This window comes from Candidatus Allofournierella merdavium (genome assembly GCF_944382735.1).
GTDB classification, from domain to species: Bacteria; Bacillota; Clostridia; order Oscillospirales; family Ruminococcaceae; genus Allofournierella_A; species Allofournierella_A merdavium.
This window is the reverse complement of sequence record NZ_CALWND010000003.1, coordinates 133,110-156,624: the sequence shown is the minus strand read 5'-3', so window position 1 is coordinate 156,624 and position 23,515 is coordinate 133,110. Positions and strand designations below refer to the sequence as shown.

The following is a 23,515-nucleotide window of genomic DNA, read 5'->3' as shown; positions in this document are numbered from 1 at the left end:
TTCAAGAAAATGCTTTGGTGGTGGTCAATCGGGTTTAAACAAATTGTGCCCGTGTTCACGGGGGTAGTTTGGACAACGGGGGATTTCTCCATTCCAAGCACGCTTGCTCAAAACGGAATCGAATTTTTGAAGGAGGCGTTCCAACATGATTGCGGCAGAATAATTGCTTCCCGAGGAGAGATACTGCTTTCTTACCACTTCTCTTTCGGATTTCAGTAAATCGATGGAGGCGACTGAAAACCACTTCTCACTATATTTCGCAGGTTCTTTCCCAGCGAGCAATTTATATGTCCCCAGGCTGGCAATAACCAGTCCAGCCGCCAAGCCAAACATTTTCTTTGCGTTCACGGTCTGACCTCCTATAACAAAGCCGATATGAATCCTTATATTTGTCGTGCGGCATTACCGCAAGAAGTCGCTTCGGTGCTCAACTGGACGTAAATCGTAGCCTAACTCTGCCAGATGAGCAATCTTTAAAGCAACCAGGTTGATATCTGTATCCATTGCACCCGCAATTTGCTCGGCAGAATAGTGGTAATTGTAGATGAAGTCAAGTAGTTCGTCAGTGTCTATCAAAATCTCGGCAGCAATAATGTTTGCTTCATACTCTGGACGTGTAGTCATATCGTAAAGCATGAATTCTTGCAAGCAATTTGTCTGGGCCAGCTTGCGATGAAGCTGGTCGTGCCCAAGCTCATGGGCACAGACGATACGCTGCATTCTTTCACCAAGATCTTTGTTTAGAAAGATGTAGCGGTTGCGCTTGATAACACGGTACATCCCTTTGAGCGAACCGAAACCATCACAGTATAGGACATTTATACCTAATCTCTCGGCGATTTGAAAGGGATCCCGAGTACCATAGCGGCGTACCAATGATGTGCCGATTTTTGAAAGCGTTATGCCAGTCATAAGACCACCTCCGTCCTGTGGATCCTCAGTGTCATTATCTCATGCCGTGAGTCCCACAAATCGGACTTACTCCTGCTCCTGACGATATTTTTTGGGTGCGTATTTCTTGTTTTTCTCTTTAGCCATCCAGTAGGCATCGTTAAGAGCACGCATTGCTCCCTCGAGTGCGTCCTCAGACAACTGGCCGCCTGCGAACAGACCGGTCACTTCGCTGACCAGTTCATCGATATCCCGTGCTGCTTTGGATCCGCCTTTTTCCTTTGCTTCAACAACAAAGACATCGGCGTTCGTCATAAGATAATCGACCGTGGTGCCAAGTGCTGTCGCAAGGTCTCCGACCACCTTCATGTTGCTCGGACGCCTTGTGCCCATCTCATAGTTTTGAATTGTTCTGGTTGTAACAGAGGCTTTTTTCGCCAACTCGGCTTGTGTTAGTCCAGCTTCAAGCCTTTTGTCTTTCAGCCGTTCTTTGAAACCCATAAAGACACCTCTTTCAATCATTCTTTGATCGACACGAACACTTTTTCTCCAAAATGGATTGACACGAAAGTCTGTTCGGAATATAATGGGGGCACAACACGAAACTCTGTTCGTGCTAATGGTAACACACGAACAGAGTATTTGTCAATCAAAAACACGAAATATTGTTCGTACAAAGAGGCCTTTCTACGAGTGGAGGGTGTCGCAATGGATGTGCAGTGCAGAAAAGAATATGTTGCGGTGAATCTTGACGTGGATCAAGACGGAGTGATTCGCCCGAGGTTTATTCGGTGGATCAATGGCCGCATTTATCAAATTGACCAACTGAAGTACAAATGTCGGGCAGCTTCCTCAAAGGTGAGCGGGGGAGGTATTCGTTACACAGTAATGATCAACGGCAAAGAAACCTTCTTGTTCAGCGAAGGAAATAAGTGGTTTGTAGAGGCGAAGGGCGCAACCCTGTAATTTATACTTATCGTCAGACCAAAGCGAGGACAGACAGGCGTTCCTGTAAGATTAGCAGCCGTTCAAAAACTGAATGTGTGGTAAAACCTCATACAAGAGGGGAGGACCAATGATAACAAATTACATATCTCGTGCGGAAGCCGACGAACTCTGCGACGAATTGATTCGACAGTTTATGGGCGAGGACGACCATGAATTGTGCGTAGATATAGACTGTTTTGTAGGAGGATTCCTCGGCTGTCCTGTGGTTTATGAGAACTTTGCCGAGGATGATCCGGACAAAATCGGATTTGCCAGCGATGGGGTGCAGCCACTGCGTGTCAGAATGAATGGCAGGATCCAAGACCAAGTCTATCCCCGGCGAACTATTGTGTTGGATCGAGTACTCCTAAACCCAGGAGAAGAGTATCGACGCCGATTCACATTGGCTCATGAAGCGGGACATATCATAGCTTCCAGAATCGATCCTAATATCCGTTCGGGTTTTCATCGGGTTCATGACGAATGCCGAATGTATACCGCAGAGGAGCTGCGTCAAAGACTCAGCATTGCAGAATGGCAAGCAAACGTGATAGCAGCTGCTCTGCTCATGCCTCGATTCATTATTAAAGATGCACTTGTCCGTTTCAATGGCGGACGGCGGCTCCCCGTTTATGGAAGCAACATCTTTGCTGTCAGAGAAAAAGTGATTTTGCAGAAAATGGCCAAATCTCTGGGGGTGTCGCATACCGCATTGATCATCAGGCTACGAGATCTGGATGCACTGAAATATCATGATCTCTCGGAGTTCATCAACAAGGAACTGAGACCGGGAGGCGTGATTGCATGACGGAATTTCAAAGGCCTAAAATGAACAGCCGCCAGTTAAGGGCCTCACTTTCAGCGATGGAGGTAGAGAAACTGGCAGAGCGGCCACTCTATTGCCCGGAGTGTGGATTTAAAATCGGAATTGCGTATTCTGATTGCACTGGGCATATGAGAGTAAAATGCCAAAAGTGCAAAACTGTTTCGATTTTAAACTTCGCATACTTTCGGCGGTCCCACAGAAATCGCCGGCATCCAATAGGAAAATTGATACCTGTTTGGGAGGATTGATACCAAGAGACAATTAAATAGACGAGTGATCAGGAGCTAGCCAGAGATGGCTAAGACTACCAGGGCCGTGTGAGCAGGATGTTCGGAGATTCCGAATGTCATGTTTCTGCGGCCCATTTTGCTGCTGCTCACACGGTTCTCGGCAGTCCAGCTCCGCAATGTCGGAAAGGATGAACGATGAGAACCAACTGGAAAGACAACGTTGCCAGGTATCCCTAAACTTCTGTTTCCATGCCCGCACCTGCCGAACAAGTGAAAAGAGAAGATAGGAGATACATCATGAATGCTACTTACCTGTTCAAAGAAGAGACCACTAACGGCCAGAAGAGGCTGCGGATTGGAACAAGGGCAGAATACGAAGAGGCCATTCAAGCCAATAAAAGTTTAGGCGTCGACGAGAGACGGTATTTCATTAGAGAAAAGTCCTTGGATCGTGATCATCCGGATGTTTTGATAATTGAGGTTGATAGAGCGGAATATGAGAAATGGCACCGGGAAAATAATGCGAGATGTCGAAATGTGAGGGCGGCAAAGCAATACAAGATGCTTTCATTGGAAGCAATGACTAAAGAACTTAGTAATGAAGGAGAAATTGATCAAACACTGATTCTCGATGAGGGCCAATTTGAAGAAATCCTAACGAATGTGTGCCTGGATGACTTTAGGAAAGAATTAAAGATGTGGAGATCCTGGGCTCCTGACCTTCTCGATGTATATTTAAAAGGTCAGGAGGACCGTGGAGCGGATATTTTGTCTGAGAAATATGGTGTGTCGAAGCAAACGACACGAAAATATGTTCGGCAATTTGAACAAAGATTAAAAAATTTTTTGGAAGGTGTTTCGTTTTGAGGGGGTCCGTGTGGCTTATATATAGTGAGGGGATATTTTTCCTCTGCCCTCAGAACATTGAAAAACACCATCCTCTCAGATGGTCATATCCGGCGATTGAATAACTTCAGCAGATAAGCCGAAAAGGAAAGCGATGCGGCGAGTGCGCCATGACCCACTGGAAAAGGAGGTGATCCGCATCCAGTGGCGAGCGACAAACACTCAGCCCAAAGCAGCTATGGCAGGCTGTTTCGCTATGACCTTATCTGCCTATAATGGTACCCCTGTCCAGCCACAGACTCAACCAATGGGGACAGCTTCGAGAGATCCTCGGAGGGGTTAGACACCCGGAGTGTGCTGCCAAGCACAGTTCAATCGACCGCCCTCGTCCGGGGATAAGTGACAAATACGGACGCTTTATCATCATGCAAAAAGGCGGCGCCACTAACAGCGCAACGAACGTGCTATCGAAACTGTGGCGCCGCCTGATGTTCGATGGTAAAGATATATGTGCAGCTGCCGAGCGGCATCTATATCTTTACCATTGAATCAATCGTGCAAGGTGCAAAAAAGAAATGGTGCGTGAAAAAAGGACCAGCCTTCCTTTCGGAAAACTGGTCCAAACAAATGGAGGTATTGTTCTGAGAAATCGAGTGGAGCGATTTGCATTAGAAGGCAAAGCAATGGTGATTGAACGGCAATATGGCCAATACAAAGTTAAGATATGTTTTACAGGTCAAGAAGATCCCAATACACCCCGAAAGGTGATGAATGCGATTACCCAGGCATTCCGCAACCGAGTTGATAGAGGATGCAATGAAACCGGAAATCACTGACTATTGTGGTGGGCATTATACAAATGAAACGTCAAGGAACAGAATAACTTGCACTAAATAGGTGCAATATCTAAAAGGAGGGGCAATAAAATAACAAAATTGAAAAGAAGACATTGGGTTTAGTAAGTGATAAAGCAAGCGTGGGATTAAGAAGTTTTTTGGAACGTCATTCGGAAATGGCTTGGTCGTTTTAACTGATAAAATAAATGAGAGTTGTTGCTTGTTCTGTCAAAATGTGATAAAATTAGCATGTCTTTGACAGGAGGAGTGGCAATATGCAAACAAGAGCTCGGCAAATTACCGACAGTATCCATGGTACGATATATATCAGCGAACTAGAACATTTGATGATGTCTACTCCGTTCTTTTATCGACTGCACGATGTGTACCAAAGTTCCACAGTGTACATGACATATCCAGCTAATAGGACAAAGAGATACGAGCACTCTTTGGGGACGATGGAACTAGCTGGACAGATGTTCTATGCGTGCGTAACCAATTCCTCGGCATCGGATCAAAGCCAATTTCTGGATCAAATTAAGGAGCTTTTCAAAGATATACTACGGTGTTTGGAAGAGCGTGAAGATTTAGCTGCTGTGGATTTATATAAAGAAGAAGCCAATGCAATTAATAATGTGATTCCACCATCGATTTGCAATTTGAATGCCTTCTTGCAACTTTTAAGGCGAACCAAGGACGAAACCCCGATAGCGGATCGTGCGCTGTGTAAACAAGACGTTTGCTTTTTTGATTTGCTTAAGGATAATGAAAAGGAACCGCTAGACACGATTGCACTAGATGCATTCTTGTATCAGTGTATTCTGGAGGCTTTACGTATAGCTGCACTGTTTCATGACATTGGCCATCCTCCATTCAGCCATATTATCGAGTTTACGCTTAAAAAGCTATATGAAAAGCGAAATGGGCAATATCAAAGAAAAAAGGAGAACGTTCTAAAGAAAAATCTCCAAAGGTATGTTGAATGTACGCCGGCCAAAGAATTACTGTTAGACATTAGTGGGCATAAAGGAACCATTGATAATCCGGATCTTCATGAGCAAATTGGTTCACATCTTCTTTACAATGCATACAGTGGAATACTGAAAAGAGAATTTGAAGAATGGGATTTACCTGAACGGAGGACTGAGAGTGACAGTTTGCGGGCCATTTATTTAATGACCGTATTAGAGTTTACTTTTGGTATACTGATGGAAAAAGCACCGGTCTTGTCGTCTGTGCATCGATTAATTGATGGTCCGGCAGATGCAGATCGACTTGACTATATTGTGCGAGATTCTGGAAATTCTGGCGTTGATTGGGGGCGAATCACATATTCTCGATTAATTAGCGCTGCTAAATTTGTTTATGATGAAGACAATGTGCTGAAAATCGCATTTCCAGAAAAAATATGTGATGATTTAGATGATATGTTCGTAAATCGTTACAAGATTTTCCAACGAATCAATTATCATCATAAATCAGTTAAAACAAGCGAGTTGTTGCAGCGTTCAGTGGAAATGCTGGCCGAGGATTATTTGATGAGTGCAGCGGGAAAGGAAATCGCTCCAGACATTCATAAATTGTGGACTTCCTTGGGTGCAGGTTTTGGACAAAATGCAGTGGAAAATCAAATCAGTCAGTGGACTGACTCCTGGCTAATATCCGTATTGAGCCAGGCTTTAAGCACTTTAAGTGATACTGCAAAGTGCCGAGAACTAGAGGATGAAAGTATTGGACGAACGAAGGATAAGCTGAATAAGCTATACAGAATGCTGGAAGAAGTTCAGCTGAATCGAAAAAGATACTTTCCGCTACTGAAGCGACAACGGGATGCCCTTTATTTGAGGGATCGAATTGTTGAAAAGGCAGGTATTGGACCAGATGCGCTGGGTAAACTCTCAATACATGAATACGAAAAACTGTACACAGGAACTGGTGTGGTTGCAGAATCTGCTAGAGAATCGCTCTATAGAATTGAGCTGTTGCAAGAAAAAATCCTTCGCGTCGCAGATTTCGGTTTGCTAGACACATTATTGCATTGTGATGAAACGTGTAAAGAAATAATAGAGACAGTATTGCGGGATGCCAGCAAAAAGGGGATAATCACGGATTTCTTTCTGTGGCAAAATAGAGGATTCACTAAATTAGGTGTTTCCCCTGATACAGAAATTGTTTTATATCGCGCAAACGGCGAATCTTACACATATGATAAAACAACATCTCTGTTTCCTAAGTTGCGAGCACAAAAGGCAGGATGTCTCTGGATGTATGTGTATGTGTGTTTGCCATCATGCTCTGAAGACGAAAGCGAAAAAATTATGAAAGAATTGTTTGATGAGATGGCAAACTGTATGGCGAAGGAGATAAAAGCGATGATGAACTCCTTGTTCGATTTTGAAAAGATTATGGCGAAGGACAAGGAAGTAAAGTGTTGAACGTGCAAATGCGTTGACAATTGGAGATAAATTTTGATATAATATATATCTCCATTTCGATGTGGAAATGAGACGCAGTTAAAGATGTGAGTCTAAGAAAGGTAGGCATACGCACGAGTCACAGAGATATTAAGGAGTGCTTGTAAATGTGCAAAATTAAAGAAGGCATTGCTGTGAAAACAACTGGTGACCTGCAGAACCTCGTTACAAGTGTCATTTTACGCCAAACGTCTACATTTTCTGTTGAAGACATATGTGAAGCTACAAGAAAAAAACTGAGCGGTTCTTCATATGATAATGAAAGCGACATAAAAAAACGGTGTGCGGAGACGATTTCCACATTGTATTTAATTGACTGCCTCAGAAATGTTGGAAATGGGCGTTATTCATTAGCTATATCGTTCCCATCAGTGAATAATTTGCGGGTGACGAAAACATAATTCAAGAATATGTAATCATATATATAAGATTTTAATGACTTTGTAGTTGGACTTGAGTTTATGTTTCTACTTGAAATGTGCTAAAGCGGAATGGATGGTATAAAAGAGAGCAATCAATAGCAACAATTGGAGGGAGCGGCATCACAGTAGTGATGCCGCTCCACTTTTTGATGAGATGTGGCAAACAATTATGCTGGTTTGGCAGGTAAATTTTCCGTTTTAGTGATAGCTTTTTTACACAAGTAACGGTAGTGTTATATATGGGAGAAATTCCGTTCCCAACAGCACCTTGACAATAGAGAAAACCGGTCTTTATTGCAGGCATGACCTACAAGGAGGACAGGGCAGTGAATTATACAAATCAATTTGGAGAATCCGTTCGGATCGCAGCAAGCGACGAAATTTGGCTCAATGATGAGTTTTTAGCAAGAGAAATGGCAAAGCTGCCGCCAGATGCGCCACGCGCAGGACTCGCTTACCGCGTGTCAACCAAAGGGCAAGTGGATCATGATGATATTCCCATGCAGAAGATTGAGTGTCGGAAATTCTGCGCACAGCATGGCTGGCGTGTCGTGCTGGAAAAAGCAGAGAAGGGCGTTTCGGGATCGAAAGTATCCGCAACCAAACGAGACGCCATCCAGGAATTGAAGGCTGAAGCAGAAAAAGGGAATATCGACATACTTCTGGTATTTCTCTTTGACCGCCTGGGACGCATCGAAAGTGAAACGCCTTACGTGGTGGAATGGTTTGTGAAACACGGCGTGGAAGTCTGGAGCACCCGTGAGGGACAGCAAAAGATCGACAGCCATACCGACAAACTCATCAATTATATCCGCTTCTGGCAAGCAGCGGGCGAGTCGGAAAAGATTGCAGAACGAGTGGCAACACGCATTCAGCAGCTCAATTCTAGCGGCCATTACAGTGGAGGCACGGTGGCCTACGGCTATCGGGCGGTACATAAGGGGCGCGTGAACAAAAAAGGACAGCCCGTAAAGGATCTTGAAATCGACCCGGCGGAAGCCTCGATTGTGCAGGAACTGTTTGAGCTGGCAGCCTATGAAGGGAAAAGCGCCTATGCGCTAGCGGAGATGCTGAATAATCGAGGACTGCGCACCCATAGCGGAGTGAAATTCACACCAGTGCATGTGCTGCGCATTTTGCGGAACGAATGGTATCTCGGATACATTGTCACCCGCAGTGTAAGATCACAGCATTTGCCGGAATTGGAGATAATAAGCCGCGAACTGTACCAAAAGGCCAATGAGATGGTAAACATGAGGTGCACAGCAAATGCAGAGGCTCGCAAGGTGGCTCATAAAGCCGACAATGAAACGCTGTTGGCCGGACTTGTGTACTGTGCGCACTGTGGAGCGAAAATGTCTGGCTTTATGCACCACGACAGATACAAGCTAAGGGATGGCACCGTAAAAGAAGCCTTGAAACCGAAGTATAATTGCTATCAGAGAGCACAGAAACTCCGAAACTGCGATGGCCAGGCGCTGTACTTGGCAGATCGGGTGGACGGAATCGTGCTGGAAGTGGTCCGAGAACTGTTTTCTTCCATCCGCCGCGCACCTCGCGATAAGCTGTTGGAACAGAAAATCCGACAAGAATACCAAGACAAGCGCAAGCAGAGAGCAAAGCTGGAAAAAAGACTGCAGGACTGCGAACATGCACTGGATCGATATGAAGCGGAAGTGCTGCGGTGCCTTGACGGAGAAAGCGGTTTTTCGCAGGAAATGCTGGCCCGGCTGATTGCCAAGGCGGAAGCAGACCTGCGAGATGCGCGGCAGGAGTATGCCAAAGTGCTGCAGGAAGCGGAAGATGATCGTGAGCTCAATCAAAAGATCAAGGAGTGCTACCGACAGTTCTGCGGCTGGGCCGAGGAATTTGAGTTGGCGCCCCTTGCTCGTAAACGAGTGATCCTGAGCGAACTTCTGGAAAAGGTTGAAGTGGGAAAAGGCTATCAGGTGACCGTCCATGTGAAACTGACATACAAGCAGTTCTTGGAACTTTGCCAGACAGAAGAATATAGCGAAAAAACTCTAAGAAACGCCGCAAACGAAAATGTGGCTTAAATCCTAGCAAAACGGCTGAATAACTGCCCTGAGCTAAGTGCGGTCGTAACAGTTGGTAGAGCAGCTGACTCTTAATCAGCGGGCCCAGGGTTCGAGTCCCTGGAAGTGCACCAAAAGAAACGAGCACCAAACGGTGCTCGTTTTTTTGTTGCCTTTTCCCCTGCGGTGCGGCTTTGCCGTTCGCGCCCTTGTGCTCCGGCTCAGCGCACAGGGACCCTCGGCCTGTTTTTCTTGACGACCTTGTCTGAAAACGTATCAGATGAGTCACTGATCAGAGAAATTTGGATAGTCATTTTTCAAAATTACTATTGATTCGGGCGATCCCCGTAGTGATTTTAATATCGCGGGGATTTTATGTCAGACTCCATATGGAAAGTGTCAGGCTGTGTGATATAATTGAAAAATAGAGGATAATCTCTAATTATCTGTCTGTGGTGAACAAAATATGATTTTACAACTAAAAATCGTTCCGGCCAAGCGGTGTTCAAAACAAGACATAACAGCGGCATTGGATATTTACTGCAAATCCACTGATCCCGGTTCCTGGACGGACACGAATCAAATATGCGACCACATTTGGAATTCCCAAGCGTACCGCGCGGAGCCGCGGCAGATGTTTTTCTACTTGCTGTATGACAATGACGGCACTGTGGAAGGTTTTTCGGAGTTTGCATACCTGCCGGAAAATCGTGTTTTGGTCCTGGATTATCTTTGTACTCGTCAGCGAAACCATGTGCTGTTTTATAATTTTTATCACATGGTTGTTTGCGAGATCCAGGAATCACTGAAGAAGGAAGGGAAATTCATCCAATTCCTTCTGACAGAGTTGTCTCTCACCAGCGCAAATGGACAATTGATTGATATCGACAGCAACTATTTCCGTCATCTTTTGTCCAACGAAAACTACAAGCTTTTGAAATATCCTTATTATCAGCCGCCGTTGCTTCCTCACGATGAGGCAAAAGAATTTAATCTTGCAATTGCTATCAATGGAGCATCTGACGAAGTTCCGCTATTTCTATCGGCGTCTCAATATCTTTCGATCGTCAAGGAACTATACATTTCACATTATTTGGCCTGGTATAAAAATTATCCGGGCATGGGAGACACCACTGATAAGTTGATTGATCGGATCGCTCATGAACTCGTGCAAAACAAGGAGTCTTATCCCATTGCTTTGGTTCAATGCAAGCTGTTTGACGAAGGGCAGTGCCCTAAGATAACGGTGGAAAACATCACGCTTGAGCGGTACAGAAAAAAGAAATGGAAAAGGATACTGCCGATCCTGATCTGGAGCGGTCTTGCGATCCTAACATTCATCGTTTGTGTTTTGCCGATTTTCTCAAATGCTGTGACGATTTTGTGTTCTTTCTTGACCATTCTGGCGGGTGTTATCTCCGTGGTCTCATTGCGGAACGACTTTTTTGGAGCATAGCAGCAAGGCATTGTGGGCAATCGGAAAAGAAAATGGTTGTAACAGCTTGTCCAGTTTTGCGTAAGACGCTGCCTTTTCGTTGGAAAATCCAAGGCGGTATAAGAGAGAAGACAGGCTGTGGATCCGCCGGTTTTGCTTTATCCCAAAACCGTAAAACCCGAGCAACCGTCGAATATATGTTTCACTATACATCCATAACAGATGTGTCTGGTCGCAGTATTTATATGATTTTAGAAAAACATCTTTTCCATAGTTATGGGTAAAAAGAAATTCTGCGCTTTCTGTTCGTTCAAACTCCAAGATGAGGAATCCATCTGGTTTGAGCACGCGCGAAAACTCCATGATGGAGCGCTGGGCATCAGTATAATTCAATACGCTCCCCACACAGACTACGCCGTCAAATGTCTGATCCGGAGAATCTATCTGCTCGACAGAACCCACCAGATATTTTTCATGGTGGCAAACATAGTTTTCAATGATGTCCAAATGCACAAAGTCCCCTGGTGAGCGATAATCAGTGCCTCCCGAGCCTGCGTTCAGGATAAGTGAATCATTCTTGGCAAGTTTTCCAAGCCAGGATTCGACAATTGCGCTCTCCTTCCGAAAAGTCTCCTCATGCCAGTTGTCATACTCAGGCCAGGGAGAATCTGAATCGGAATAGTTGGCCTGAGCAAGTTTATGCACTTGATCTTCAACCATAATGACATCTCCAAAACAGCTCTATAGTGAAGGATAATTAGAGATTATCCATCATTTCTCTGCGGACCAAAGCGGCGTCAGCTGACAAAAGGATGCCTTTCGGGGTCACGTTCTGAATTTGAGATTTTCTCTGGGGTGCATAGCAGAAAGAACTTTCTTTTGTCGTTCAAAGCCCGCGTGGACATACCGCTCTGTCGTCTTGATGGAACTGTGCCCCAGGATCTCCTTCACCTCATACAGATCGCCGCAGGCATCCCACAGGTAGGTCGCAAACGAGTGCCGGAACATATGCGGTGTGAAGTGGCCGGGCTGGCCGGTCAGCTTTGTGCATCGGTCAATGATCCTCCGCACCGACTGCTCTGACAGACGGCGGCCGTCCCGATTCAAGAAAAAGAACGGTTCGCCATCCTTGCGGGGCGTCCGCACGGCCGAATAGGCCAGCAGCGCATTTATTACCGCCGCCGACGAGAGGTAAATGCGGCGCTCCTTATTCCCTTTTCCGTGGATCAAAACCACCTGTTCGTCCAGATTCAGGCGGTCGCAGGTGATGGAACAAAGCTCCGAAACACGCACACCGCTGGCGAACAAAAGCTCCAGCACGGCCACGTCGCGCAGCGCGATCATTCTGGCGGAGCGGGATCGAGCGGCCCGCAGTTCGGCATACGCGGCGGAAAAGATGGATGCCAGGGCTCCCCGGTCTATCGTGCGCGGCAAAAGCGCTTCCTGTCGGATCCGCAGCTGTATTTTGTCAAAAGGACTGTGTTTCAAAAAATCCTCATAGACCAGGTAGCTGTAAAAGGCTTTCAGTGAGGCGATTTTCCGCTTTACGGTGGAAACCTTCCAGTGGCGCATCAGCTGTTCGATATACCGCTCCATATCAGCGCGGGAAACGTCGACCAGATGGGGATGACAACCGGAAAACTGCTCCAGGTCGGTGCGGTAGGCTTTCAGGGTCTTGGCGTCCAGGTTCTTCTGCAATGCGCAGTACCCAAAATAAGCGCTCAGCAGGCTGTGATTGGTCATCATACTGTCTCCTTTTTTTATAGTGGGTAAATCTATGCTACCGCAAAAACGGCAGACAGCAAAACAAAATGGCGGGAGTGAGACTTGAAACATCAAGTCACACTCCCGCCATTTTGCGGGCCCGGCCGAATGATATGCCCGATGGCGCGCAGCAGCCCGAAAGGAGAAAGCGGATGCCGCAAAGGAACGGTGGTTCCCGGCCGCGTTCAACTGTCCTGGAACCGGCAGCTGCCCGATGGGCGGCCGTTTTTGGGGAAGGTCTGCCGGGGCAGAATACTGTGCCCGGCGCCGCCCGCTCAGGCCAGCGCCAGCCGGAAGCCCTCCGCGTAGAAGGCGCCGCCCATGGGCACCTCCCGCAGATCCAGCACCAGCCCTTCGCCGGTGGCGCGGAGGTGCAGCGGCTCGCCGGTGCGCATGCAGAACGCCTGTTTCACCGGCAGATCCAGGTGCAGGGCGAGCCGGTCCGGCAGGCGGGGGAGCTCATCGTACCGGAAGAAGGCAAAGGCCTCCCCGTCCTTTTGGGTGTAGAACAGCCGATCCTCGAAAAACGGGGCGCAGATGCGGGTGCCGTAGATCCCATCCCCGAAAAGGTTCAGCCAGGCGCCCATCTCCCGCAGCGAGCGCACGGCGGGGGCGGGCAGCGCGCCATCCGGCTGGGGCGCCAGATTCAGCGCCAGGTTTCCGCCCTTGCTCACCACGTCCAGCAGCAGGTGCACCAGCTCCCGGCCGCTCTTGAACCGGTCGGTGTAATGGAAGGAGAACTTTTCGCCCACCGTGGTGCAGGTCTCCCAGGGCACCGACAGCGCCGTGTCGGGCACGGTCTTTTCCGGGGTGATGAAGTTCTCATACTCGCCGCCGCAGGTGCGCTCGCAGACGATCATCTGCGGCTGCGGGCCGGCGCGCAATTCCTCCACGATCTCGCCCAGGCGGATGTCCTGGCCCAGGTTGTCCGGGCGCACCCAGCCGCCGTCCAGCCAGAGTACGTCGATCTGGCCGTAGCGGGTGCACAGCTCCCGGATCTGCCGGTGGGTGAACCGGACGTATTCCTCCCACAACTCCGGGTGCTCCTGCACGTCGTAATTGACATTGCGGGTGGGGGCGGGGCCGAACTGCGGCGCCCAGTAAAAGGGGCTGTTCCAGTCCGGCTTGGAAAAATAGGTGGAGATGGCCAGGCCCTGCCGCCGGAATTCCCGGTACAGCGCCCCCACCACATCCGCGTTGGGGTCGCTGTGGAACGGGCAGTCGGGCCCGGTGATCTTGTAGTCGGTGGTGTCGGTGTCGAACATACAAAAGCCGTCGTGGTGCTTGGTGGTGAACAGCAGATACCGGAACCCGCACTCCCGGGCCAGCTTCGCCCAGCCCGCCGGGTCGAACTTCACGGGGTTGAAGGTGCGGTTCGCCTGCCGGTACTGCCGCTTGCAGGTCTCCGCGTCGGCCCAGGTGAAGTCCTCCTGGCTCCAGGCGGCGTCGCCGTCGCTCAGCGGCCAGCTTTCATAGGTGCCCAGCTGGCAGCCGGGGGCCCAGTGCATCATAAAGCCCAGCTTGAGCCCCATAAACCATTCCAGGTGTTCCCGCACCCGCTCGGAACGGGGCGGAACGTACTCTTCCGGCGGAGTGTAATTGTGGATGCCGTTGGCCACGATCTCTTTTTTCATACGCGAAAGATCCTTTCCTGTGGGGTGTGTTTCCTCCCTTTTACTATACGGGAGGCGTCCGCCGCCGCAAAGGGGGAATTCTTTTATATCCGGTGCAATTTTTTGCCCGAAAACGCCCTGTCTCCCGGCCCCGCCAACAGGCGGCGCCGGGAGACAGGGCGTGAGAAAAGGGACGTCAAGTCAGGGACGTCAAGTCGGGGGAATCGGGGCAGGCAGCCCTTGGCAGGGTGAGACGGGCCAACAGCCGGCCATTCTCATAGTTGCTGTAGCGCAGATGGCTGCCGGCGCCAAAGCGCAGCTGCAGCCGCTCGTTCACGTTCCGGATGCCGAACCCGTGGGTCACGTTCAACTCCACGTCCCGGTAGTCCAGGTAGTCGTTGAGCAGCCGGGCGTCCGCCCCGCGGCCGGTGTCCGTCACCTCAACGCAGACCCCCTCCGCTGTCTCCAGCGCCCGGATGCGGATGACGATCCCCGGGTCCTGCCGGGTGATGCCGTGGCGGATGGAGTTCTCCACCAGCGGCTGCAGCGTGAACTTGGGGATGACCACCTGAGAGGCGTCCAGGCCGGGCAGCAGCTCCAGCCGGATGTCCTGCCGGAAGCGCAGCACATACACCGCGATGTATTCCCGGATATTGTCCAGCTCCGTGGCCATGGTCACGAGGCGGTCCGGCTCGGTGATGCTGTACCGCATCAGGCTGGCGATGGAATCCACCGTGGCGGCGATGTCGTCTTCGCCCCGGGCCAGGGCCATATAGTTCACCGCGTTCATGGCGTTGAGCATGAAGTGGGGGTTGATCTGCGCCTGCAGCGCCCGCAGTTCACTCTCCCGGCGCTGGTCCTCCTTGCGGGTCACCTCCTCGATCAGGGCGTTGACGCGGCCGATCAGCTGGCCGAAGCTGCGGTTGAGCTGGCGGATCTCCCGCGGGCCCCGGGGCTCGAAATTTTCCGGACGTACGCTGCGGGTATCCTGGATGGCCTCCAGCTTGCGGGTGAACCGCACCACCGGCCGGGAGACCTGGGCCGAGAGCACCAGCGACGTGAGGATGCCCAGCACCAGAAAGACGGCCGAACAGAAGATGTAGGGGGACATCATCTCCCACACCTGGCGGGTGATGTCGGCGTAGGGGGTCAGAAAAACAAGCCGCAGCCCCCACTCCAGATCGGCGGCGGTGCAGAGGAATTGCTGGCCGCCCAGGGTCAGTTCACTGCTGGCGGCGCCGGGCACCGACAGCCCGTCGGCGGAAGGCAGGTCTGCCAGGTCCTCGGAACGGAACACCTGCTGGCCCTGGCCGTTCAGCAGCAGAAACCCGCTGTTTTCGGTGAGGGGAAACAGGGAGAGCAGCCGGGGCAGCCGGTCCAGCGGAAGGCTGCCCAGCAGCACGCCCACACCCTCCTTGCGATGGGCGCCGGTGTAGGCGCTGTTCTGCAATTTGGAGGCGAAGCACAGCCGGGTCTGGTCACTGCTGAGAAAGATATAGCGTCCATTGCCCTCCCGCACGGTTTGGTACCACTCCTGGTCGGCTACCGCCGCGCCGCTGAACACCCGGCTCACGTTGGGGATAGTGTTGTCGGGCGCGAACAGCCCGCTCACCGGCAGTTCCGGGTCCAGATACAATTCCATGCGGAACCCGTTGTTCAACAGAAGGTTTTCCGCGTTCAGATGATATGCCATGCGACTGTTGAGCAGGACCTTGGTGTTCAGATCATCCAGCGGGTCCCGCCCCACGGCGCGGCTGAGCAATTCGCCCAGTTCGGCGTCGCTGGTGTAGCGATAGATCAGCTTGTCGGTGGTCTGGGTGAACACATAGCTCAATTGTACGTTGGCCTCCGTCACCGCCTCCTGGGAGGTGATCAGCTGCCGGGTGATGGAGAAGCGGAACAAAAGATAGGTGGCGGCGTTCAGCGCCAGCAGCACCAGGCAGAACAGCCCGCAGATGCTCAGAAAGGTCCGCTTGGTGATGCTCATGGCTGCTCCTCCCCGGCGGGCGGCGGGCCGCCCGCCGCGTACAGGTTGCGAAATTCACTGGGAGTCATGCCGGCGTGCTTTTTGAACAGCTTCGCAAAGTAACGGGGGTCGTCGTAGCCGCACAGGAAGCACACCTCCCGAATGGGGATGGAGGCGTCCCGCAGCAGCGTCTGGGATTGCCGCAGCCGCCGGGCGGCGAGATAGCTGCTCACGTTCTGGCCGGTGGCGTTTTTAAACACGGTGCTCAGATAGGGCAGCGAGAGGTGCAGCGTGTCGGCCAGATTGGAAATGTTGAAGTTGGAGTCGGCGTAGTTCTGCTCGATGGCCTGCAGGCAGAAGCTGACGATGGGGTTGGCGTACTCCCCTTTGCGGGCCGCAGCGTACTCCATCAGGTCATAGTAGCGGGCCGCCAGATAGGCCCGGCGCTCGCCGGCGGTGCTCAGCGCCCAGTATTCGGCCAGGGCCTTCTGACGCAGCGCGTCCAGGCAGTCCCGGTCCTTGCCCAGCTCTTCCTGGTAGACGAACAGGTAGTTCAGCAGCTGGATGCCCAGCACGTCCCGCCGGCCGCACAGCGCGCGGAACACGTCCGGCCGGATGAGCAGCTCCCCGATGGCGGCCATGTCCCCTTTGTACAGCGCCTCGCCCACCCGGGTGCGAAGCTCTTCGTCGCCGGCGTACCAGGGGGGCACGTCGGCGGTCATCTCCTTTTGGATGGCGGCCAGTTTTTCCTCCAGGCTGTTCAGCTTGGCGCGGGTGATGGGCTTGAGCAGGTAATCCGTCACCTGATATTGCAGCGCCCGCTGGGCGTAGGCAAACTCCCCGTGGCCGCTGACCAGGATCATCCGGGTGTTGGGGAAACGCTCATAAATATGCCGCGCCAGGTCCAGCCCGTCCATGCCGGGCATCCGGATGTCCGAGATCACCACGTCCGGCCGCTCCGCTTCCAGCAGCGCCAACGCCGCCTCGCCGCTGGCGGCGCAGCCGGCCAGCTCGCCGTCGAAGGCCTCCCAGTGCAGCATTCGCTGGATGCCCTCCAGCGCAAGGGGATCGTCATCCACCAGCAGTACCTTCATGGGCACATCTCCTTTCTCCGCAAAAACACGGACGACCTGGTCCGTTCGGCCCCAGTATATCACATTTTTCTCGCCGAAGACTATGACTTGCGCAAAAATCTCGTTTTTCGCTCCGCTGCCGGGCGAAAAACGCCCGGGGGCAAATCCACCTAAAAAAATTGCACACCACTTAAAATTTGTAGCGTTGTGGCGCCGCACAGGCGACGTTTATAATAAATTCGTAGCCAAAACCCGGCCGCGAGACACGGCAGTGAGGAGGAGCCTTTTATGAAACAGACCGCACGGCGCACCAAACCTGCGCGCAGAAGATCGGGATTCCTGCGAACGTTCCAAAAGAATCTGCCGCTCACCATCATGGCGCTGCCGGCGCTGGTAGTGATGTTCCTGTTCCGCTATCTGCCCATGTCCGGCCTGCTGCTGGCCTTCAAGCGCTTCAGCGTGCGCAAGGGCATCTTCGGCAGCGACTGGGTGGCGCTGCAAAACTTCGAGTTTTTGTTCAAGACCTCCGACGCCTGGGTCATCACCCGCAACACGATCCTGTACAACGCGTTGTTCATCGTGATGGACCTGATCCTGGCGGTGGCCATGGCCATTGGCCTGAGCGAACTGCTGCGCAAGCGGCGGGCCAAGATCTACCAGACCATCTTCATGGCACCCTACTTTCTGTCGTGGGTGGTGGTCTCCTTCATGGCCTTCTCCCTGTTCAGCGTGGACGACGGCCTGTTCAACCACCTGCTGAGTTACTTCGGGTTCGCGGGGGTGAACTGGTACGCCGAGCCTGGCAAGTGGCCCTTCATCCTGACATTCTTCCAAATCTGGAAGACCGTTGGCTATTCCACGGTGATGTACATCAGCACCCTGACGGGCATCTCCAACGACTACTATGAGGCGGCCATCATCGACGGCGCGACCAAGTGGCAGCAGATCCGCCGCATCACCCTGCCCTGCCTCAAGCCCATGATGATCGTGCTGACCATCCTGGCCATCGGCCGCATCTTCTACGCTGACTTCGGCCTGTTCTTCCAGCTGCCCCGGGATTCCGGCCCGCTGTACCCCGTCACCCAGGTCATCGACACCTATGTGTATCGGGCGCTGAAGGAGACCGGCAACGTGGGCATGGCCGCGGCGGCCGGCCTGTATCAGTCGGTGGTGGGTTTTGTGCTGGTGGTGGGCGCCAACCTGGTGGTGCGCCGCATCGAGCCGGACAGCGCCCTGTTCTGACAAGGAGGAAAAACCATGCTGAAATTCAAACGGCGCCCGCGGGAGGAGGAAGATGGCGACCTTGCCATCAACCGCATCTCCAAGACCACCGACCGGGTGCTCAATGTGATCTTTCTGATCTGGACTCTGGCCTGTGTGCTGCCGCTGCTGCTGGTGGTGATCGTGTCCTTCAGCAGCGAGCAGAGCATCTTCCAGAACGGGTACAGCTTTTTCCCGAGCGGCTGGAGCCTGGACGCCTACCGCTTCTTCTTCCGCCTGGGCGACCAGCTGGTGCGCTCCTACGGCATCACCGTCTTCGTCACGGTGGCGGGCACCCTGTTCAGCCTCATCATCACCGCCATGTTCGCCTATGTGCTCAGCCGGTCCGACTACGCCTACAACCGGCTGTTCACCCTGCTGATGCTCTTCACCATGCTGTTCAACGGCGGTATCGTGGCCACCTATATGGTCAACACCCAGCTGCTCGGCCTGGGCGACAGCCTGGGGGCGCTGATCTTCCCCATGTCGCTGAACGCGTTCTATGTGATCGTGCTGCGCACCTTCTACAAGAGCATCCCCATGGAGATCATTGAGGCCGCCCGCATCGACGGCGCGGGGGAGTTCAAAACCTTTTTCCGCATTGTGACGCCCCTGTCCAAGCCGGGGCTGGCCACCATCGGGATGTTCACCACCATCGCCTACTGGAACGACTGGTTTTTGGGGATGCTCTACATCATCGACCAGAAAAAGTACCCGGTGCAGACGCTGCTGTGGAGCATGCAGAACAGCCTGGAGTTCATGAAGCAGTCCTCGGCCAACGCCCTGGAATACGCCGAGATGGCGGCCAACGCCCCCACCGACAGCGGCCGCATGGCCCTGACCGTGCTGGTGGTGCTGCCCATCCTGCTGGCCTATCCCTTCTTCCAGAAATACTTCGTAAAGGGCCTGACGGTGGGCGGCGTGAAGGGCTGAGCGATCCTTGGTTTGAAATTCGCGTCCCGCAGGGCGCGATGCACAGAGATACATATTGAAGGAGGCACATTATGAAAAAAGCGATCAAACGAATCATGGCGCTGGGCGCCGCCGCCGCGCTGGCGACCGGTATGCTGACAGGCTGCGGCGGCACGGGCGGCTCCGCCGCGGGCTCCGGTTCTGCCGCGGGCTCCGGCTCCGCCGCGGACCAGGAGATCACCACCCTGACCTGGTATATGTCCATCAACCCGGTGGCCGCCGATACCGACAAGGTCATCCAGGCGCTGAACGAGTACACCCGGGAGAAGATCGGCGTGGAGATCGACTACAAGGTCATGGCCAACCCGGACTACAAGGAGAAGATGCCCAACCTGATCAATGCGGGCGAGTACTTCGACATCTGCTTCACCTCCAACTGGACCACCGACTACCTGCAGTTCGTGGGCAAGGACGCCTTCATGGACATCACCGAGCTGCTGCCCCAGTACGCCAAGGAGACCTGGGACTTCATCCCCGAGGCCGAGTGGAACGCCGTGAAGGTGAACGGCACCATCTACGGCGTGCCCTCCTACAAGGAGATGGGCTGGCAGGGCGGCATCATCTACAACAGCGACATGGCGGAGGCCTACGGCATTGACATGACCGCGGTCAAGACCCTGGCGGACTACACGCAGGTGCTGGCCACCGTGGCCGAGAAGAGCAAGGCCGAAGGCAAGGACGTGGTGGGCGTTTCCGGCCTGACCAACGCCTGGCCCATGGCCGCTCCCTATGAGTCGCTCACCGGCAACCCGAAGCTGCCCGCCGCCGGCGCGGTGTCCGAGTTCGGCAACTTTGCCGACATGGCCGGCCAGACGGTGTTCAACCAGTACGCCAGCGAGGAGTACATGAACTATTGCCAGACCGTGCGCGGCTGGAACCAGGCCGGCTACCTGGGCGGCGACCCGGTGAACTACGACAGCGACACCGCCAACCGTGACAACGACTTCAACAACGGCGCGCTGTTCTCCTACTTCATCCAGTACGCCCCCGGCACCGCCGAGTCCATGACCGCTTCCAGCGGCCACGGCGTTGGCTTTGTGCCCCTGATGGACCCTCTGTTTGAGACCCGCAGCGCCATGGGCGGTCTGCTGGCCATCTCCTCCGCCAGTGAGTATCCCGAGAAGGCCCTGGAGTTCATCAACCTGCTGAACACCGACGAGTATGTGGGCACCCTGATCCGCCACGGCATCGAGGGCGTGCACTACACCGCCGTGGGCGACACCCAGGTGGACAAGACCATGGGCGGCACCCTGACCGAGAACGGCTACGATTACACCTACGGCTGGCAGTTTGGCACCCCCTTCAACCAGAAGTGGGACATCAGCTACCCCGACAACATCGAGGAACTGTTCCAGGCCTACAACGACTCCGCGATCATCTCGCCCAACAACGGCTTCACCTTTGACGCGGTGCCCGTGGAGACCCAGGTGGCCGCTCTCACCAACGTGATCAGCGAGTACGCCCCCTCCCTGGAGACCGGCTCGGTGGATCCCGCCGAGTACATCCCCAAGTTCCTGGAGGCGCTCAACGCCAACGGCGCCGAAGCCCTGGTGGCCGAGGTGAACAACCAGCTGACGCAGTTCAACGCGGCCGGCTGATTCCTCCGCTTTTCTGCCGTGGGCAGAGCCGCGGCGATTGAACCGACCCGCAGGGGCCGGCAGCTCCCCGGGGCTGCCGGCCCTTCCTATTTCACAGAGCAACGAGGCGATAGCATGAATCAACGACCCAATCTGCTTTTCATCCTGACCGACGACCAGGGCGCCTGGGCGCTGCGCTGCGCCGGCAACACCGACATCCACACCCCCAACCTGGACCGGCTGGCCGCCCGGGGCGTGCGGTTTGAAAACTTCTTCTGCGCCTCCCCCGTGTGCAGCCCGGCCCGGGCCTCCGTCCTGACGGGGCGCATCCCCTCCCAGCACGGCGTGCACGACTGGATCCGCAGCGGCAGCCTGGACAAAAAGGCCCTGGGCCCCCAGGCGGACCACCCCTACTTCGCCAGCGAGGATCGGCCCATCCGCTATCTGGAGGGCCTTGTCACCTACCCGGATCTGCTGGCGCAGCGGGGGTATGCCTGCGCGCTGTCGGGCAAATGGCATCTGGGCGACAGTATGCATCCCCAGCACGGCTTCTCCCGCTGGTATACCATCGGCCGGGGCGGCTGCCTGTACAACCAGGCGGACGTGATCGAGGACGGCCGGCTCCACTTTGAGGACCGGTACATCACCGACCTCATCACCGAGCGGGCGCTGGGATATCTGGACGAGCTGTCCGGCCGGGAGCAGCCCTTCTACGTCAGCGTGCACTACACCGCCCCCCACGACCCCTGGGACGAGGACCAGCACCCGAAGGAGTTCATCGATCTCTACCGGGACTGCGCCTTCACCGCCACCCCCGACGAGCCGCTCCATCCCAACCGCATCCCCACCGCCCCCGGCGGCACCGGGGAGGAGCGCAGGCGGTTGCTGCGGGGCTACTACGCCGCCGTCTCTGCCATGGACGCGGGGGTGGGCCGCCTGCTGGACCGGCTGGATCAGCTGGGCCAGACCGGGAACACGCTGGTGATCTTCACCGCCGACAACGGCATGAACATGGGGCACCACGGCATCTGGGGCAAGGGCAACGGCACCTTCCCCTTCAACCTGTTCGACACGGCGGTGAAGGTGCCCTTCATCGCCAGCTGGCCCGGCCGCATCCCCCAGGGGCGGGTGACGGAGAGCATGTGCAGCCACTACGACATCATCCAGACCCTGAACGAACTGCTGGAGCTCAAAGCGGAACTGCCCGCCGGCCTGCCGGGCCGCAGCTTTGCCGACGTGCTGCTGCAGGGGGCCGACCGGGACAACCATGTGGTCATCCTGGACGAGTACGGCAGCAGCCGGATGATCCGTGACCGGCAGTGGAAATACATCCACCGCTACCCCTACGGCCCCCACGAACTCTACTGCCTCACCCGGGACCCCGATGAGCGGGAGAACCTGGCCGGCCGGCCGGAGTACGCCGACGTGCAGGCGCGGCTGCTCAGCCGGCTGCAGACCTGGTACAATACCTACGCCGACCCGGCGGTGGACGGCACCCGGGAGGCGGTGACGGGCTTTGGCCAGCTGCGCCGCCCGGGCATCTATTCCGAGGGGCGGCCGGTCTACGCCGACAGCCCCAAATACCAGAAATGACCAGAGGAGACGAGGCGATACCATGGATATGCAAGCCCTGAAAGAACAGATGTGCGACGTCTGCCAGAAGACCTGGCAGCTGGGCTGGGTGGCCGCCAACGACGGCAACCTGTCCGCCCGGTTGGAGGACGGCACCTTCCTGTGCACCCCCACCGGCATCAGCAAGAGCTTCATCACCCCCGACAAGCTGCTGCGCATCGACGCCGCCGGCCGGGTGCTGGAGGGCGCGGAGGGGCTGCGCCCCTCCAGCGAGATCAAAATGCACCTGCGCTGCTATGAAAAGCGTCCCGACGTGGGCAGCGTGCTGCACGCCCACCCCCCCGGCGCCACCGGCTTCGCCGTGGCCCACAAGGCGATGGATATGTACAACATGATCGAGGACGTGGCGGTGATCGGCAGCGTGCCGCTCACCCCCTACGGCACCCCCTCCACCCCGGAGGTGCCCGACGCCATCGAGCCCTATCTGGAGGAGCACGACGTGATGCTGCTGGAAAACCACGGCGCTCTGGCGGTGGGCAGCGACGTCATTACCGCGTTCTACCGGATGGAGAGCCTGGAGCTGTGGGCCAAGATCACCATCAACGCGGTCATCCTGGGCGGCAGCGTGGACATCAGCCGGGAGAACATCCAAAAGCTCATCGACCTGCGGGGCTTCTACCGCGTCACCGGCCGGCATCCCGGCTACAAGAAGTTCGAAAACGGCCTGCGCTGAAA

Annotated in this window: 21 protein-coding genes; 13 read left to right on the top strand and 8 right to left on the bottom strand. The window is 54.1% G+C overall.

Features of this window, described 5'->3' with window-relative positions:
- Positions 1 to 24: 24 nt before the first annotated feature.
- The 3 genes from ACH2A7_RS03205 to ACH2A7_RS03195 form a co-directional block, all read right to left on the bottom strand.
- A complete protein-coding gene (locus ACH2A7_RS03205; protein ID WP_394960017.1) occupies positions 25 to 348 on the bottom strand; it encodes a hypothetical protein in 324 nt (107 codons plus the stop codon).
- 54 nt (positions 349 to 402) lie between these two features.
- Entirely contained in the window at positions 403 to 912 is a 510-nt protein-coding gene (locus ACH2A7_RS03200; RefSeq protein WP_394960016.1) for an ImmA/IrrE family metallo-endopeptidase, read from the bottom strand.
- A 66-nt stretch (positions 913 to 978) separates the two neighbouring features.
- Positions 979 to 1,392, bottom strand: a complete 414-nt coding sequence (locus tag ACH2A7_RS03195; protein WP_394960014.1) for a helix-turn-helix domain-containing protein — start codon at positions 1,390 to 1,392, stop codon at positions 979 to 981.
- A gap of 207 nt (positions 1,393 to 1,599) precedes the next feature.
- On the opposite strand from ACH2A7_RS03195, the gene ACH2A7_RS03190 reads away from it, so the two are divergent.
- From ACH2A7_RS03190 to ACH2A7_RS03155, 8 genes are all read left to right on the top strand, one after another.
- Positions 1,600 to 1,857 carry a hypothetical protein gene (locus tag ACH2A7_RS03190; RefSeq protein WP_394960012.1) on the top strand — a complete coding sequence of 86 codons (258 nt, stop codon included), beginning with the start codon at positions 1,600 to 1,602 and terminating at the stop codon, positions 1,855 to 1,857.
- A gap of 109 nt (positions 1,858 to 1,966) precedes the next feature.
- Positions 1,967 to 2,686 carry an ImmA/IrrE family metallo-endopeptidase gene (locus ACH2A7_RS03185; protein WP_394960010.1) on the top strand — a complete coding sequence of 240 codons (720 nt, stop codon included), beginning with the start codon at positions 1,967 to 1,969 and terminating at the stop codon, positions 2,684 to 2,686.
- Between the two features lie 545 nt (positions 2,687 to 3,231).
- Positions 3,232 to 3,801 carry a hypothetical protein gene (locus ACH2A7_RS03180; protein ID WP_394960008.1) on the top strand — a complete coding sequence of 190 codons (570 nt, stop codon included), beginning with the start codon at positions 3,232 to 3,234 and terminating at the stop codon, positions 3,799 to 3,801.
- A gap of 554 nt (positions 3,802 to 4,355) precedes the next feature.
- Positions 4,356 to 4,616 carry a hypothetical protein gene (locus tag ACH2A7_RS03175; protein WP_394960006.1) on the top strand — a complete coding sequence of 87 codons (261 nt, stop codon included), beginning with the start codon at positions 4,356 to 4,358 and terminating at the stop codon, positions 4,614 to 4,616.
- A 275-nt stretch (positions 4,617 to 4,891) separates the two neighbouring features.
- On the top strand, positions 4,892 to 7,051 hold the full coding sequence (locus ACH2A7_RS03170; protein ID WP_394960004.1) for an HD domain-containing protein: 2,160 nt from the start codon (positions 4,892 to 4,894) through the stop codon (positions 7,049 to 7,051).
- A gap of 146 nt (positions 7,052 to 7,197) precedes the next feature.
- A complete protein-coding gene (locus ACH2A7_RS03165; RefSeq protein ID WP_394960002.1) occupies positions 7,198 to 7,491 on the top strand; it encodes a hypothetical protein in 294 nt (97 codons plus the stop codon).
- A gap of 347 nt (positions 7,492 to 7,838) precedes the next feature.
- Complete coding sequence (locus ACH2A7_RS03160; protein ID WP_394960000.1) at positions 7,839 to 9,569, top strand: recombinase family protein; 1,731 nt, start codon at positions 7,839 to 7,841, stop codon at positions 9,567 to 9,569.
- A gap of 445 nt (positions 9,570 to 10,014) precedes the next feature.
- Positions 10,015 to 11,004, top strand: coding sequence for a hypothetical protein (locus ACH2A7_RS03155; protein ID WP_394959999.1), 990 nt, complete (start codon positions 10,015 to 10,017; stop codon positions 11,002 to 11,004).
- Here ACH2A7_RS03155 and ACH2A7_RS03150 read toward each other — a convergent pair.
- From ACH2A7_RS03150 to ACH2A7_RS03130, 5 genes are all read right to left on the bottom strand, one after another.
- Positions 10,975 to 11,703: a class I SAM-dependent methyltransferase gene (locus ACH2A7_RS03150; RefSeq protein WP_394959997.1), complete on the bottom strand. Its 729-nt coding sequence runs from the start codon at positions 11,701 to 11,703 to the stop codon at positions 10,975 to 10,977. The genes ACH2A7_RS03155 and ACH2A7_RS03150 overlap by 30 nt on opposite strands.
- Before the next feature lie 105 nt (positions 11,704 to 11,808).
- A complete protein-coding gene (locus tag ACH2A7_RS03145) occupies positions 11,809 to 12,726 on the bottom strand; it encodes a tyrosine-type recombinase/integrase (RefSeq protein ID WP_394959995.1) in 918 nt (305 codons plus the stop codon).
- A 296-nt stretch (positions 12,727 to 13,022) separates the two neighbouring features.
- Positions 13,023 to 14,381 (bottom strand): alpha-L-fucosidase, encoded by a 1,359-nt coding sequence (locus ACH2A7_RS03140; RefSeq protein WP_394959993.1) that lies wholly within the window; start codon positions 14,379 to 14,381, stop codon positions 13,023 to 13,025.
- A gap of 175 nt (positions 14,382 to 14,556) precedes the next feature.
- On the bottom strand, positions 14,557 to 16,347 hold the full coding sequence (locus ACH2A7_RS03135; RefSeq protein ID WP_394959991.1) for a sensor histidine kinase: 1,791 nt from the start codon (positions 16,345 to 16,347) through the stop codon (positions 14,557 to 14,559).
- Positions 16,344 to 17,420, bottom strand: coding sequence for a response regulator (locus ACH2A7_RS03130; protein ID WP_394959989.1), 1,077 nt, complete (start codon positions 17,418 to 17,420; stop codon positions 16,344 to 16,346). Before ACH2A7_RS03130 ends, ACH2A7_RS03135 begins: the two co-directional genes overlap by 4 nt.
- Positions 17,421 to 17,687: 267 nt before the next feature.
- Between ACH2A7_RS03130 and ACH2A7_RS03125 the strand changes: the two genes are divergently transcribed.
- From ACH2A7_RS03125 to ACH2A7_RS03105, 5 genes are all read left to right on the top strand, one after another.
- A complete protein-coding gene (locus tag ACH2A7_RS03125; protein WP_394959987.1) occupies positions 17,688 to 18,641 on the top strand; it encodes an ABC transporter permease in 954 nt (317 codons plus the stop codon).
- A gap of 15 nt (positions 18,642 to 18,656) precedes the next feature.
- A complete protein-coding gene (locus ACH2A7_RS03120; RefSeq protein ID WP_394959985.1) occupies positions 18,657 to 19,592 on the top strand; it encodes a carbohydrate ABC transporter permease in 936 nt (311 codons plus the stop codon).
- Between the two features lie 71 nt (positions 19,593 to 19,663).
- Positions 19,664 to 21,229 carry an ABC transporter substrate-binding protein gene (locus ACH2A7_RS03115; protein WP_394959983.1) on the top strand — a complete coding sequence of 522 codons (1,566 nt, stop codon included), beginning with the start codon at positions 19,664 to 19,666 and terminating at the stop codon, positions 21,227 to 21,229.
- A 114-nt stretch (positions 21,230 to 21,343) separates the two neighbouring features.
- On the top strand, positions 21,344 to 22,801 hold the full coding sequence (locus ACH2A7_RS03110) for a sulfatase-like hydrolase/transferase (protein WP_394959981.1): 1,458 nt from the start codon (positions 21,344 to 21,346) through the stop codon (positions 22,799 to 22,801).
- A gap of 22 nt (positions 22,802 to 22,823) precedes the next feature.
- Positions 22,824 to 23,513 (top strand): class II aldolase/adducin family protein, encoded by a 690-nt coding sequence (locus ACH2A7_RS03105; RefSeq protein WP_394959979.1) that lies wholly within the window; start codon positions 22,824 to 22,826, stop codon positions 23,511 to 23,513.
- The last annotated feature ends 2 nt before the right edge of the window (positions 23,514 to 23,515 follow it).

Coding starts and splice junctions, on each gene's coding strand:
- ACH2A7_RS03200 (WP_394960016.1), bottom strand. CDS start 912: ATGACTGGCATAACGCTTTCAAAAATCGGCACATCATTGGTACGCCGC.
- ACH2A7_RS03195 (WP_394960014.1), bottom strand. CDS start 1,392: ATGGGTTTCAAAGAACGGCTGAAAGACAAAAGGCTTGAAGCTGGACTA.
- ACH2A7_RS03190 (WP_394960012.1), top strand. CDS start 1,600: ATGGATGTGCAGTGCAGAAAAGAATATGTTGCGGTGAATCTTGACGTG.
- ACH2A7_RS03185 (WP_394960010.1), top strand. CDS start 1,967: ATGATAACAAATTACATATCTCGTGCGGAAGCCGACGAACTCTGCGAC.
- ACH2A7_RS03180 (WP_394960008.1), top strand. CDS start 3,232: ATGAATGCTACTTACCTGTTCAAAGAAGAGACCACTAACGGCCAGAAG.
- ACH2A7_RS03175 (WP_394960006.1), top strand. CDS start 4,356: ATGGTGCGTGAAAAAAGGACCAGCCTTCCTTTCGGAAAACTGGTCCAA.
- ACH2A7_RS03170 (WP_394960004.1), top strand. CDS start 4,892: ATGCAAACAAGAGCTCGGCAAATTACCGACAGTATCCATGGTACGATA.
- ACH2A7_RS03165 (WP_394960002.1), top strand. CDS start 7,198: ATGTGCAAAATTAAAGAAGGCATTGCTGTGAAAACAACTGGTGACCTG.
- ACH2A7_RS03155 (WP_394959999.1), top strand. CDS start 10,015: ATGATTTTACAACTAAAAATCGTTCCGGCCAAGCGGTGTTCAAAACAA.
- ACH2A7_RS03150 (WP_394959997.1), bottom strand. CDS start 11,703: ATGGTTGAAGATCAAGTGCATAAACTTGCTCAGGCCAACTATTCCGAT.
- ACH2A7_RS03145 (WP_394959995.1), bottom strand. CDS start 12,726: ATGACCAATCACAGCCTGCTGAGCGCTTATTTTGGGTACTGCGCATTG.
- ACH2A7_RS03140 (WP_394959993.1), bottom strand. CDS start 14,381: ATGAAAAAAGAGATCGTGGCCAACGGCATCCACAATTACACTCCGCCG.
- ACH2A7_RS03135 (WP_394959991.1), bottom strand. CDS start 16,347: ATGAGCATCACCAAGCGGACCTTTCTGAGCATCTGCGGGCTGTTCTGC.
- ACH2A7_RS03130 (WP_394959989.1), bottom strand. CDS start 17,420: ATGAAGGTACTGCTGGTGGATGACGATCCCCTTGCGCTGGAGGGCATC.
- ACH2A7_RS03125 (WP_394959987.1), top strand. CDS start 17,688: ATGAAACAGACCGCACGGCGCACCAAACCTGCGCGCAGAAGATCGGGA.
- ACH2A7_RS03120 (WP_394959985.1), top strand. CDS start 18,657: ATGCTGAAATTCAAACGGCGCCCGCGGGAGGAGGAAGATGGCGACCTT.
- ACH2A7_RS03115 (WP_394959983.1), top strand. CDS start 19,664: ATGAAAAAAGCGATCAAACGAATCATGGCGCTGGGCGCCGCCGCCGCG.
- ACH2A7_RS03110 (WP_394959981.1), top strand. CDS start 21,344: ATGAATCAACGACCCAATCTGCTTTTCATCCTGACCGACGACCAGGGC.
- ACH2A7_RS03105 (WP_394959979.1), top strand. CDS start 22,824: ATGGATATGCAAGCCCTGAAAGAACAGATGTGCGACGTCTGCCAGAAG.